At 49.1% G+C, this 12665-nt stretch carries 16 protein-coding genes; 11 read left to right on the forward strand and 5 right to left on the reverse strand.

Translation table 11 applies throughout. The features are described 5' to 3' along the window. Positions 1-2 precede the first annotated feature (2 nt). A complete protein-coding gene (locus tag K6T22_RS05745) occupies positions 3-353 on the forward strand; it encodes a DoxX family protein (RefSeq protein WP_238239368.1) in 351 nt (116 codons plus the stop codon). A gap of 38 nt (positions 354-391) precedes the next feature. On the opposite strand, the gene K6T22_RS05750 is transcribed toward K6T22_RS05745, so the two are convergent. After that, positions 392-1156 carry an SGNH/GDSL hydrolase family protein gene (locus K6T22_RS05750; RefSeq protein ID WP_238239370.1) on the reverse strand — a complete coding sequence of 255 codons (765 nt, stop codon included), beginning with the start codon at positions 1154-1156 and terminating at the stop codon, positions 392-394. A 126-nt stretch (positions 1157-1282) separates the two neighbouring features. Here K6T22_RS05750 and K6T22_RS05755 point away from each other — a divergent pair, with 126 nt between their 5' ends. Together K6T22_RS05755 and K6T22_RS05760 are read left to right on the forward strand one after the other, a co-directional pair. Continuing rightward, on the forward strand, positions 1283-2203 hold the full coding sequence (locus K6T22_RS05755; RefSeq protein ID WP_058704288.1) for an ABC transporter ATP-binding protein: 921 nt from the start codon (positions 1283-1285) through the stop codon (positions 2201-2203). Beyond that, on the forward strand, positions 2196-3194 hold the full coding sequence (locus K6T22_RS05760; RefSeq protein WP_238239372.1) for an ABC transporter permease: 999 nt from the start codon (positions 2196-2198) through the stop codon (positions 3192-3194). The genes K6T22_RS05755 and K6T22_RS05760 overlap by 8 nt, the downstream gene beginning before the upstream one ends. A 36-nt stretch (positions 3195-3230) precedes the next feature. Here K6T22_RS05760 and K6T22_RS05765 read toward each other — a convergent pair whose 3' ends face one another. Then, entirely contained in the window at positions 3231-3758 is a 528-nt protein-coding gene (locus K6T22_RS05765) for a P-loop NTPase family protein (RefSeq protein ID WP_238239374.1), read from the reverse strand. Between the two features lie 508 nt (positions 3759-4266). Between K6T22_RS05765 and miaA the strand changes: the two genes are divergently transcribed. Both miaA and hfq read left to right on the forward strand, forming a co-directional pair. Continuing rightward, positions 4267-5193 carry a tRNA (adenosine(37)-N6)-dimethylallyltransferase MiaA gene (gene miaA / locus K6T22_RS05770; protein WP_238239376.1) on the forward strand — a complete coding sequence of 309 codons (927 nt, stop codon included), beginning with the start codon at positions 4267-4269 and terminating at the stop codon, positions 5191-5193. A gap of 48 nt (positions 5194-5241) precedes the next feature. Beyond that, the gene (gene hfq / locus K6T22_RS05775) at positions 5242-5490 is read left to right on the forward strand and encodes an RNA chaperone Hfq (RefSeq protein WP_023467753.1); all 249 of its coding nucleotides are present in this window, start codon (positions 5242-5244) and stop codon (positions 5488-5490) included. 274 nt (positions 5491-5764) lie between these two features. On the opposite strand, the gene K6T22_RS05780 is transcribed toward hfq, so the two are convergent. Then, positions 5765-6169 carry a DUF2283 domain-containing protein gene (locus tag K6T22_RS05780; protein ID WP_238239378.1) on the reverse strand — a complete coding sequence of 135 codons (405 nt, stop codon included), beginning with the start codon at positions 6167-6169 and terminating at the stop codon, positions 5765-5767. 28 nt (positions 6170-6197) lie between these two features. Further along, positions 6198-7169 carry a tyrosine-type recombinase/integrase gene (locus K6T22_RS05785; protein WP_238239380.1) on the reverse strand — a complete coding sequence of 324 codons (972 nt, stop codon included), beginning with the start codon at positions 7167-7169 and terminating at the stop codon, positions 6198-6200. 139 nt (positions 7170-7308) lie between these two features. On the opposite strand from K6T22_RS05785, the gene hflX reads away from it, so the two are divergent. From hflX to K6T22_RS05815, 6 genes are all read left to right on the forward strand, one after another. Then, the gene (gene hflX, locus K6T22_RS05790) at positions 7309-8550 is read left to right on the forward strand and encodes a GTPase HflX (protein WP_034785946.1); all 1242 of its coding nucleotides are present in this window, start codon (positions 7309-7311) and stop codon (positions 8548-8550) included. A 2-nt stretch (positions 8551-8552) separates the two neighbouring features. Further along, the gene (locus tag K6T22_RS05795) at positions 8553-9830 is read left to right on the forward strand and encodes a methionine gamma-lyase family protein (protein ID WP_238239381.1); all 1278 of its coding nucleotides are present in this window, start codon (positions 8553-8555) and stop codon (positions 9828-9830) included. A 140-nt stretch (positions 9831-9970) separates the two neighbouring features. Next, the gene (locus tag K6T22_RS05800) at positions 9971-10369 is read left to right on the forward strand and encodes a MerR family transcriptional regulator (protein ID WP_023467758.1); all 399 of its coding nucleotides are present in this window, start codon (positions 9971-9973) and stop codon (positions 10367-10369) included. Between the two features lie 45 nt (positions 10370-10414). Continuing rightward, positions 10415-11761 carry a type I glutamate--ammonia ligase gene (gene glnA, locus K6T22_RS05805; RefSeq protein ID WP_023467759.1) on the forward strand — a complete coding sequence of 449 codons (1347 nt, stop codon included), beginning with the start codon at positions 10415-10417 and terminating at the stop codon, positions 11759-11761. Positions 11762-11883: 122 nt separating this feature from the next. Continuing rightward, a complete protein-coding gene (locus K6T22_RS05810) occupies positions 11884-12120 on the forward strand; it encodes a (4Fe-4S)-binding protein (protein ID WP_050678346.1) in 237 nt (78 codons plus the stop codon). Then, on the forward strand, positions 12095-12370 hold the full coding sequence (locus tag K6T22_RS05815; protein ID WP_238239383.1) for a GNAT family N-acetyltransferase: 276 nt from the start codon (positions 12095-12097) through the stop codon (positions 12368-12370). The genes K6T22_RS05810 and K6T22_RS05815 overlap by 26 nt, the downstream gene beginning before the upstream one ends. Before the next feature lie 49 nt (positions 12371-12419). Here K6T22_RS05815 and K6T22_RS05820 read toward each other — a convergent pair whose 3' ends face one another. Continuing rightward, on the reverse strand, positions 12420-12596 hold the full coding sequence (locus K6T22_RS05820; protein ID WP_238239384.1) for a hypothetical protein: 177 nt from the start codon (positions 12594-12596) through the stop codon (positions 12420-12422). Positions 12597-12665: the final 69 nt, after the last annotated feature.

Below are 12665 nucleotides of genomic sequence, written 5' to 3' on the forward strand. Positions count from 1 at the left end.
TAATGCTATTACGTCTAGTGTATGGAGCAGGATTATTGTTTGCGGGAGTTGGTCATTTCCGCAATGAAAAAGGGTTCGTCAGCATCATGCCGTCATTCATTCCGTTCAAGCGCTTTTTCGTCCAAGTGACGGGTGTCATCGAAATCGCTTACGGGATCATGTTGTTGACAGGAAAAGGTGTACATCTCGTTCGCAAAACACTTCCTGCCTTCTTATATGCTGTCTTACCCGCAAACGTCAACATGGCAGTCAATCCGAAGCCGATTAACGGAAAACGTCTTCCGTCTTGGTTGCTTTGGACACGGTTGCCGCTTCAGTGGGGACTTGTTTCACTTGCGAAACGCTTGAAATGAATCGGAACAAAAAGCCGCCCAAATGGCGGCTTTTATTGTTAGAAACGTTTGTTGACAGCGAGTAAGGAAGCTTTCGCGATTTCTTCATAGGTAGAGTCGTTCGGGTGGAATTGGTCACTCGACAAATCACGTTTGACGTCGCGGACGAGGTTGAATGTGTCGATGATTTCGACATCGTACTCGATACCGAGCGTCCGTGATTTGGCATTCCACTCTTGAACGATTGCGTCGAACGCTTCACCATTTTCCGTCGCACGGAAAGGATTATAGAGACCGACGTAGAAGATGACAGCATCCGGATTTTGTTCTCGTAGGATACTGAATGTCTTTTTCAAGTTTGTTTGTGCCGCCGTGACGGTTTCGGCTGTCTTCTTCGCATTGAAGTTCGCGACGCCTTCACCACGGTTGAACAAGTCATTCCCGCCAATCGTCACCGAGATGACTTTTGCTTGTTTGATTGAGCGTAATACTTCTTTTTGTTCTAGTTGTTTCAGTAAATCTTCCGTCCGAGCACCACTAACGGCAAGATTCTGGAAACGCTCGACGGTGTCATCTTTGACAAGATCGCGTCCGACGATTGCGGCATAACTATTGCCGTTTGATGCTCCAACACCACGTGTTAATGAGTCACCAAGCGCGACGTACGTTCCGCCTTTTTTGACAGGCTCTTCCTTTGTTGGTGTCAGGACAGCACGTTTTGGTGGGTTGACGACGTCACTATAGGCACTGACGAAGCCATATCCAAAGATTGCCGTCAAAACGAGTGAGACGGTTAAAAACAAGGGCCAGCGTAATCGCTTCATGAACGTTCCTCCTTCTAGTTTCTAACCTGATTGTAGCAAAAATTGAAAGAATGTGCGGAAATGAAGTGTTCTGACAAGTCAAATGATTCATTATTCCGCTAGAATAGACAATAAGAGGTGAGAGACGTGAAACCAACAGTGAAATTAGAAGGTGTAACAAAGGTGATCGGAAAAAAGACGATCATCGATAATATCTCGTTTGAAATTCAACCGGGTGAAGTCTTTGGCTTCCTTGGACCGAACGGGGCAGGAAAAACGACGACGATTCGGATGCTCGTCGGCTTGATTAAACCGACGTCCGGCAAAATCACAGTCTGTGACTTTGACGTCCGGAAACAGTTCGTCCAAGCGATGGAGCGAATCGGCTCGATCGTTGAAAACCCGGAGTTGTATAAGTATTTGACAGGTCGCGAAAATTTACAAGTCTTCGCACGGATGTTACCAGATGTCGATGAGGCTCGGATTCAGGAAGTCATCGATCTCGTCGATTTAACGGCACGTGTCGACGATCAAGTCCGGACATACTCGCTCGGGATGCGTCAGCGTCTCGGCATCGCGCAGGCATTACTCGGACGACCAAGCGTCTTGATTCTCGACGAACCGACGAATGGTCTCGATCCGATGGGAATTCGGGATTTACGCCAATTCATCCGCCGGCTCGTCGAGGAAACGGGACTGTCCGTCCTCGTCTCGAGTCATATCTTGGCTGAGATTGAAATGCTTGCCGATCGTGTTGCGATCATGAGTTATGGCAAAATCGTCCAAGTCGGAACGGTCAAGGAATTGGTCGAGTCACTTGCACCTGGCGTTGACTGGCGTGTTGATGATGCCTTTAAAGCGAATGAGATCTTATCAGCGTCCGATCAAGTCCAAGTATCAGAAGTCGTCGATGCAAACACGGTTCATACTTTGATGGATGCCAGTAAGACACCAGCCCTTAACAAGCAGCTACTTGAAGCAGGAGTCGAAGTCTGGACGATTGAACGAAAAGTCCAGACACTCGAAGATCTGTTCATCACGTTGACGGGAGGCGATCACATTGCGTAATCCGAACATGATCGGTCTCGTTCGAAATGAAGTCACGAAAATCGCTTCAAAACGTCGTTTTGCGGTCGTTGCGATCATCTTGATCGTTCTTGTCTCAATGTTTACGTACGCGCAGTACCGAGACATCCAAGAACAAATTAAAAAACAGGGAACGCTCGATTGGCGAGTCGAGTTACAACAAGACATCGTCGATACGCAAAACCGTCTTGCTTCTAGCAGTATTCAAGATGAGTTCCGTCAGTTCCTTGAGTTTGATCTAAAACAGAATCAGTACTATCTCGATAACGATATCAATCCGAACTATCCGGGAGCCCCGACGTTCATCCGGATCTTCTTCTCGCAAGGGTTGACGCTGATTTTACCGCTGTTCATCATCGTCATCATGGCAGACATCGTCAGTGGTGAACAAAATGACGGAACGATCAAGACACTGCTGTCGCGACCGGTCCGGCGCTGGAAGATCCTCATGGCGAAATGGTTGACTGTCTTGCTCTATACGTCGATGCTGATGGCATTGACCGTCGCCGTCTGTTATGCGATATCCGGGATCGTCCTCGGCTATGACGGCTGGTCCGCACCGATTTTGACCGGATTCCAAGCCTCTCCGAGCGGTACGTTCTCGACTGAGTTCGTGCACACGTTACCGATGTGGGAATACCTCTTGATGGCTGTTGGTCTAGCCTGGATCGTCACGGCTGTCGTCGGAACGATCGCCCTGATGGTTTCTGTCCTCGTCAAAAATACGGCGACAGGAATCGGGATCATGATGGCTGTCTTGATTTCCGGTACGCTATTGACGTCACTCGGTTCAAGTTGGACGAGTTCGAAGTATCTCGTCAACGTCAACTTCGGTCTGATCAACTATCTCGATGGGCAAGCTCCACCGATTGAAGGTATGACGCTTCCGTTCTCACTAGCTGTTCTCGGCTGCTGGACGGTCGCCGCATTAGTCGTTGCGTTCTGGAACTTCACACAAAAAGATATGTATTAAGACGAACGGGTCCACCTGTAGAGGGGGACCCGTTTTTCAATGCTTAAGCGACAATTGATTGTATGCCTCGATTATTTTTTGATATTGGATCTGTGTCGATAACGAAGCATCTAGTATGAGAACCGGCGAAATTGATCGTTCCATTTGATATTGGTGTTCTGCGAACGTACCAATCATCGAAGGGTCCGTTGCCGTGTGATAGGTCCGGCACCAGTCGAGAAATTCATTGTAGCCTGTGAAATCTTTGTAGCGCGCTTTTTCTCGCGCGATAAGTCGTTCCATCCGAACTGTTTCGTCGAGCGATAAAAATACTAGTAAGTCTCGATTAGTGAAGCCGTCGGGATGCCAAGCAAAGACGGAACCGGAAACGATGTAGTCGTTATGAGACGCGAGGTCTGCTTCATACAGGGCGAACCGTTCAGCAACAGTTCGTTTTTCGGTGAACATCGTATCTTTCCATAAATAGTGATCGGTATCAATCCAAGGGATCTGCTCGGCTTGTCCAATGAAGGCGCCGAGCGTACTCTTTCCGGTACCGGAACCGCCGATGATTTGAATACGCATGAGAAATTTCTCCTTTCATCATGATGTAATGGCACGCAGAACAGGCCCGGGTATAATGCCGGACCTGTTGCTTGGAAGAATGAATTCTCCCTATGTCGCCTTATGCAAGCATAAGACATGGAATCGAGAGGCAGTGCCTCTAATAGGAAGCCGATGCAGGTCAGCCTCCGCGCTACGTACCAATCGTACTTTTATCATACTGATTCCAAGAATTGGTGTCAAACCTGCTCGAAAGGGTTTACATTCCGCTTAAACCGTCAAAAGAGAGAATAACGATGATTAGAGGAGGAACGACCATGGCAGATTGGGGCATCATGCTGACAGGCGTCGTCATTTGCGGATGGTGCATCTTTAGTGCCATCTATGACGATTTCATCCGTCGCGTATAAGACTTGTATTTGTGGGACCGTCCAAGGAGGGCGGTTTTTTTTGTGGATTTTTTTAATCCGAGTAAGTGGCTGTGGTACACTCGAATCAGAATGAAAAGTTAGAGAATGGGTGAAGAAAAATGAAGAAACAACCAGTCATCGTCATCGTCGGACCAACAGCAGTTGGAAAAACGAAGACAGGCATTGAACTAGCAAAACGACTAAACGGAGAGGTGTTATCTGGGGACTCTGTCCAAGTCTATCAAGGGATGGATATTGGATCGGCAAAAGTGACGACCGATGAGATGGAAGGAGTGCCGCATCATCTGCTTGATCTCGTGACACCGGATGACGAGATGAGTGTAGCGCGTTTCCAAACGATTGCTCGGGCGACGATCGATGAGATTGCAAGTCGGGGTAAGTTGCCGATCATCGTCGGCGGAACAGGGCTTTATATCCGGTCGATTTTATATGATTACCAGTTTACCGAACAGGCGGAAGACCCAGCTTTGCGTACCGAGCTCGAAGCGTACGCGGCGACGCACGGTGCGAATGCGCTTCATGACCAGTTAAAGGAACTCGATCCGGTTCGTGCCGAAGCGATCCATCCGAATAACATCCAGCGCGTCGTTCGGGCAATCGAGGTCGCACGGACCGGTCAGACACAAACGACCGGTAGTAAGCCGGCACTCTACGACAGCCTATTGTTCGTCTTACACATGGAAGACCGGGATCGGTTGTATGACCGAATCGATCAGCGGGTAGACTTGATGGTCGACAGTGGGCTTCTTGAAGAAGTGGCGCGTCTTGACGCTGCCGGGTACCGACAGACGAAGGCGTTGCAAGCGATTGGCTACAAAGAGATGTTACCAGTCCTTGACGGGGCACCACTCGATCCTGCTGTTGACATGCTAAAACGGAACACACGACGCTTCGCGAAACGTCAATTGACATGGTTCCGTCATCAATTTGATGGCGTTTGGGTAGATATGGGAAAGTTTTCATTTGAAGAAACGTTCAAAATTATCTATGATAGAACTGTAGAGTTTCTGAAAGCGGTTAAATAAGAGTTGCCCGAAGACAGAAACAGATAAAAAGAGGGGGCACGGGGAATCATGAAAGCGACATACAACATTCAGGACGTCTTTTTAAATCAATTACGGAAAGATGCAGTCCCGACGACGGTTTTCTTAATCAGTGGGTATCAATTACGGGGTCTGATCAAGTCATTCGATAACTTTACGGTCATCTTGGAGTCTGAAGGTAAGCAGCAATTGATCTACAAACACGCAATTTCGACGTTTGCACCAGCACGCAACGTGACGTTATATGAGCAAGAAGAGACGCAAGAAGTCTCTCGCTAAACAAAAAAGACGACCGGGGTCGCCCCCACCCCCCCCCCCCCCCCCCCCCCCCCCCACCCCCCCCACCCAACCCCCCCCCCCCCCCCCCCCCCCCCCCCCCACCCCTCCCCCCCCCCCCCCCCCCCCCCCCCCACCACCACCCCCACCCCCACCCCCCCCCCCACCCCCACCCCCCCCCCCCCCCCCCCCAACAAAACCCCCCCCCCCCCCCCCCACCCCCCCCCCCCAAAAACAACCCCCACGACCGGGGGGTCGTCTTTTTTTGTTCACTTCATTATTTATACGCTGGCTGTGCAATCGTACGAAGAACGTCAACACGGTATCGCTTCAAGTCAAGGATATCGAGTCCGATGAACCCGGTATGATCAGTTTCAGAAAAGTAAAACGTAACTCCTTGAAGAAGGCACGTACTCTTCGGAATCGTATTTCGCAATCGAAGCGAGAAACGATCTGCTAGTTCCTCGTAAAAGAATGCCTTGGAATGAACGTCACGGATCACGTCTGCTTCCTCGTTAAAAAATTCGATTCCGACGATGCGCGCCTCTTGATCAAAGTCTACGTTAAGGCATTCATTTGCTTCTAGTTCGTCCGTCTCTTTAATTGCGGGAGTAAATGTTTCTGGGAAGAGATATAGATATCCCATTTCTGCTTCTTGATCATAAGTCATTCGAATCGTCATTCATGTCACTTCCAAGTCTAATGATTTTTTACAATAACGGCGTCAGTTCCTCAACCGCCTCTTCATAACGCCGCAGCGAGACATCCTTATAGAGGCATGTCTTCTGCAGGCGTTCTTCTTTCGTCATCTCGTCCTGATACGTTTTTAAGATGAAGCTGTTGCGTAACATCGACGGGGTCAAAATCCGTTTGTTATCCGACCGTTCATTCAGCTGACGCATCATCTTCGTGATCATGACGATCGACAATTGCTTCGGGGCATTCTTACTGTAGACCCAGCGGAATGTCATCCGGGCGAAGTCGAACGCAACGAAAAAGGGATCGGTACTGTTATAACGGGGGCGAACTGGCTCCGGGATCGTCTTCAAGTATCGTAACATGATATCTTGATCTTCCCGCTCGAGATGAAGCAAGTAGCGGTTGCCGAGTCGATCGTGGACGGTCATCTCTTGCTGGGCGAAGTTGAGATCGTGCATCTTTAAGCCGATGATGTGATGGACGCGTAAGCCGTAGCGATAAAACAGGCGGAGAATCAGTTCGTTTCGATCGATTAAAAACGGACGTGCTTTCAATTGATGTTCTGTCAGTCCGCGGTCAGATTGATTCGTCCGGACCAATTGCTCGTATTCTTTGAAGGAAGCGACATGTTTTGCCGTCAATTCGTGCGTCGGTTGTGCGTATTCAATCAGCTTTGCTTTCGTCTGCCGAATCTGGTAATTGACTTGATTGATGACGGTGACGATTCGGGCAACCGTCGCTTGCTGGTAGAGTTTTTCTTCGATCAAATATTCATTGATGAACGTCTTCCAGGTTTCGATTGAAATCGCCTTGAAATCGTCAATCGTCTCGAGCGGTTGATCTACATCCGTCATGTAACGATGGACTTCGATTAAATCATACCGATAGCGCCGGACGGTCGAAAGTTGACGTCCACTTGTCGTTAAATAAAACAGATAGCGTTCAATGAACTCTGGAAGCGTATACGACTGCTCGCGTGCCATGGTTTTCCTTCCCTTCATCGTAGTGTTTCTTCCATCATAAACCGAACGGATGTTTCCTGTCCAAAAAAGTTCAGACGAACCGGTGCCTGTGGTATGATAAAGGGCGCAGTACGTCTTTACTCGTGAAAGGAATGATATTATGTCAGAACGCGTCATCGTCGTTGGTTGCCAGCTCCCCGGTGTACCGGACCATGTCTATGAAGAATCGGTCGCGGAGCTCGAAGCACTCGTAACGACTGCGCATGGTGTCGTCGTCGGTCGTTTGGATCAAAAACGACAAGCGATTGACCGCCGTACGTTCATCGGAAAAGGAAAGGTTGAAGAACTCGTTGCGTTAGCAGACGAACTTGAACCTGATTTAATCATATTCAATGCCGAGGTCACGCCCGGTCAGATGAAAAATATTCGGATCGCCTTATCAGACCCGGAAGCGATCAAATTGATTGACCGGACACAGTTGATCCTCGATATCTTCGCTGGACGTGCCCAGTCACGCGAAGGGAAATTGCAGGTAGAACTGGCACAGATGAGTTATCTCTTACCACGCCTCGCGGGACAGGGAACACAACTGTCGCGCCTTGGTGGAGGAATCGGAACACGTGGACCAGGTGAGTCAAAACTCGAGACGGATCGCCGTCATATCCGTCGTCGGGTTGATGAGATCTCGAAACAACTCGAGACATCCGTTGCTCACCGTGCCCGTTACCGGGAACGTCGCAAAGAAAATCAGACGTTCCAAATCGCACTCGTCGGTTATACGAATGCCGGCAAGTCAACGATCTTCAACCGGTTGACACAAGCCGACACATACGAAAAGGATGAGTTGTTCGCGACGCTCGATCCGTTGACGCGTCAAGTTGATTTGCCAGAAGGTGGTCAAATCCTTCTGACGGATACGGTTGGTTTCATTCAAGATCTCCCGACGAAGTTGATCGCCGCATTCCGTTCGACACTCGAAGAAGTGCTTGAAGCGGACTTGATCCTCCACGTCGTTGATGCGTCGAGTGAGCATTATTTGAATCAGATGCAGACGACGAACGATGTCCTCGATGAACTCGGTGCTGGTGACATCCCGCAACTGGAAGTCTACAACAAGAAAGACCAACTGAACCGCTTGTTCACAGGCGGGAAGCTGTTGATCTCTGCGCTTGATCCGCAGGACATCGAGCGCTTGATTGAAGAAATCGAACGTTCGATCAGCGAAATCCTCGAGTATCTCGAGATTCGCATTCCGGTTGATGGTTTTGCCCATTACAATCCGGCGAAGGAAGTCATGATGAACTTGAAAGAATCGTTTGAAGAAGATGGTTCCGTCATTCTAAAAGGTTACTTGCGTAAAGATACGCGGCTCTACGCGACATTGAAACAATACGAGGTGTAAACATGTTTTCAGAATTAACCCATTACGAAACCCTCCGTCCACTCATTGACCGGGCGGAGGAACAGATCGCACCGTACGTCAAGAAGGCGCAAGAGGTCGCGGAATATAATCAATTCCGTGTCCTCGATGCGTTCCGACGTCACAAGGTCAGTGATTTTCATTTCATGCCGTCAACAGGCTACGGCTACAACGATGAAGGGCGCGATACGCTCGAGCGGATCTATGCCGATGTCTTCGGGGCGGAAGCCGGTCTTTGTCGTCCACAAATCATCAGCGGGACGCACGCAATCGGTATCGCGTTGTTCGGGTTGTTGTTGCCGGGCGATGAGTTGCTCTATATCACAGGAAAACCATACGACACGCTTGAAGAGATCGTCGGGATTCGTGGTGACGGACGCGGTTCATTAAAGGAACTGGGCGTCCACTATGATGTCGTCGAGATGAAAAACGCCGAGACGATTGACGTACAGGCTGTTCTCGAACGGATCACACCACAGACGAAAGTCGTCGGAATCCAGCGTTCAAAAGGATATGCGACACGTCGCAGTCTACCAGTTAGCGAAATCGGTGAGGCAATCGCTGCCATTAAAGCCGTTCATCCGCATGTCTTGATCTTCGTCGATAACTGTTATGGTGAGTTCGTCGAGACGATCGAACCGACGCATGTCGGGGCGGACTTGATGGCAGGATCGTTGATTAAGAACCCAGGTGGTGGTCTTGCGAAGACCGGTGGTTATCTCGTCGGGCGGACCGACTTGATTGAACGAGCATCGTTCCGGATGACGACACCAGGAATCGGAGCGGAAGCCGGTCCTTCGCTATCCGCACTTCCAGATATGTATCAAGGGTTCTACATGGCACCGCATACGGTCAGTCAAGCATTGATGGGCGCGATGTTTACGTCGAGCATGCTCGGTCAGTTCGGCTTTGACACGGCACCGCATCATACAGCAGAACGGACGGATTTGATTCAATCGGTCTCGTTTCATGCACCGGAGCCGATGATTGCCTTCTGTCAGGCGATTCAAGCTGCTTCACCCGTCAATGCACATGCGTTACCGATTCCGGATTATATGCCGGGATATGCGGACGATGTCATCATGGCAGCAGGAACATTCGTACAAGGTTCATCGATCGAGTTGTCAGCGGATGGTCCGATCCGAGCGCCGTATACCGCGTACGTTCAAGGTGGTTTGACGTATAGTCACGTCAAGATCGCCATCATCTCAGCCGTCAATCATTTGATGGAAAAACAATTAATTCCAGAAAAAAACGTTTAATACTAGAATATCTCGTGAAAAGACCTCTGAACGACTTCATGTCAAGTGATTAAAAAAGTTGTGTTAACTTTTCTTACATCGCTTGACAAGTTGCCTGACAGAGGTTTATTCTCATGGAGTAAGGAAAAAGGAGGAACCACATGGCAGACTCATCACGCCAGTCCAAGCCACTATTTCCCATCGGAGTCGTTCAAGAGTTGACCGCGTTATCTGCCCGCCAGATCCGATACTACGAAGAACAGGGACTGATCAAGCCGGAGCGGACAGAGACGAAGCGTCGCCTCTATTCGTTCAACGATGTCGATCGCCTGTTGTCGATCAAGGAATACCTGGATCAAGGACTGAATATCGCAGGGATCAAATTGATTTTTGAAAACGATCTCGTCAAACGCGAACGCGTTGCGGAGAGCGTCGTCGAGACGCGCCCGGAACTATCTGACGGCGAATTGTATAAACTCCTGAAAAATGAATTGAAGGAAGCAGGACGACATGGAAAGACGTCGCTCATCCAAGGTGAGCTCGGGCGTTTCTTCAAGTAAGGACCTGTTACCATATAAAAACGAATCGGAGAGGGGATTTGTCACATGACACGTCGCAACATTACACGAGAAGACATTTTGAAAATCGCTAAAGCTGAGGATGTACGCTTTATTCGCTTACAGTTCACAGATATCCTCGGAACGATCAAGAACGTTGAGATTCCAGTAAGCCAATTGGAAAAAGCACTTGATAACAAAATGATGTTCGATGGTTCATCGATCGAAGGATTCGTCCGGATTGAAGAATCAGATATGTATCTCTTCCCAGACTTGAACACATGGGTCGTCTTCCCATGGACAGAAGATGGAACAGGGAAAGTTGCACGTTTAATCTGTGACATCCACAATCCGGATGGCACGCCGTTCGCAGGAGACCCACGTGGTCAGCTCAAACGGGTACTTAAAGAGATGGAAGAGCTCGGGTTCTCATCATTCAACGTTGGACCAGAGCCAGAATTCTTCCTCTTCAAGAAAGATGAAAAAGGCCGTCCGACACTTGAGTTGAATGACCAAGGTGGATACTTCGACCTCGCACCAGTCGACCTCGGAGAGAACTGCCGTAAAGAGATCGTCATCGAGCTCGAGAACATGGGCTTTGAAATCGAAGCATCGCACCACGAAGTCGCGCCAGGTCAGCACGAAATCGACTTCAAATATGCGGATGCGATCACGACAGCGGATAACATCCAAACGTTCAAACTCGTCGTCAAGACGATTGCTGCGAAGCACAACTTGCACGCGACATTCATGCCAAAACCACTCTTCGGTGTCAACGGATCAGGAATGCACGCGAACATGTCGCTCTTCAAAGGCAACGAGAACGTCTTCTTCGACGAAGGCAACGAAGACATGCAATTGTCGGATGATGCACGTGCGTTCACAGCGGGTATCCTCAAACACGCTCGTGCGTTCACAGCAGTTTGTAACCCGACAGTCAACTCATACAAACGTCTCGTTCCTGGCTACGAAGCACCTTGCTACGTCGCATGGTCAGCACGTAACCGTTCACCACTCGTCCGTGTTCCTGCAGCACGTGGACTCTCGACGCGTATCGAAGTTCGTTCAGTCGACCCAGCAGCAAACCCGTACCTCGCACTTGCGACATTGCTTGCTTCAGGTCTTGACGGAATCAAGAACAACTTGAAAGCACCGGCTCCAATCGACCGCAACATCTACGTTATGGACAAACCGGAACGCGTTGCAAACGGAATTGATGATCTTCCATCAACACTCAGCCACGCACTAGAAGTTCTGAAAGCGGATGACGTCGTCATGCACGCTCTCGGCGATCACATCGCAGAGCACTTCGTTGAATTGAAAGAAATCGAATGGGATATGTTCCGGACACAAGTCACGGAATGGGAACGCGATCAGTACATGGTCTTGTTCTAATCTAACTCAAGCACTTTTGGACTTCTGTCCGGAAGTGCTTTTTTTATTTGTAATGGAAAAACAGGGATTGACGGTGGGACGTGGAAAAGAAACAACAGCAAGAAATAGGGAGGCGAGACGTAATGAAGAAGGGATATGAAGGCAAAGAGATCACGGTCTATTTTGATTCGGAAGTCTGCATTCACTCAGGTCATTGTGTACGAAGTCTACCAACTGTCTTTGATGTCAAACGACGTCCGTGGATTGAAGCGGACGGAGCACCGGTCGAAGACGTCATGCGGGTCGTCGACGGTTGTCCGAGCGGTGCCTTATCTTATGAACGGAGGGAAGCGAATGGAGCTGAAACGAGCGGAACGTAAAATCGAAGCCCATCATGAGGGCACAGTGATCGGGGAAATCACCTATAGTGACACGAACAACGGCATGTGGATCATCGACCACACGTATGTGGATCCCGCGCACCGGAATCAACAAATCGGGGAACAACTCGTTGCTGAGATCGTCAACTGGGCACGGGAAGCAAACATCAAACTGTTACCGTTATGTCCGTTTGCGAAAAAAGAGTTTGAACATCAATCGGATTATCAGGACGTACAAGCAAATACGTGAATACAAAAATCTCCTCCAGTCTCTCAAGACCAGAGGAGATTTTTTCGAGTCATTGTTTTTGAGATCTAGTCGTTTTTTTTCGAGAAACAACCATCGCGACGAAATAGGCAACGACGTAGAGCACGATCAGTCCTTGTTTTAGCATATAAGGTAGATCCATTTGATTCACCAGTAGAAAACTAGCGCACAATAACATCAAAAAGGACAACAGCCACTTATTCGGCATATTAGGACCTCCTTCACTATCCATTTATTTCTATTTAAGAATAGCACAAGATTGATATCAAATCGTGCT

It is taken from the genome of Exiguobacterium acetylicum, assembly GCF_022170825.1.
GTDB lineage: Bacteria > Bacillota > Bacilli > Exiguobacteriales > Exiguobacteriaceae > Exiguobacterium_A > Exiguobacterium_A acetylicum_B.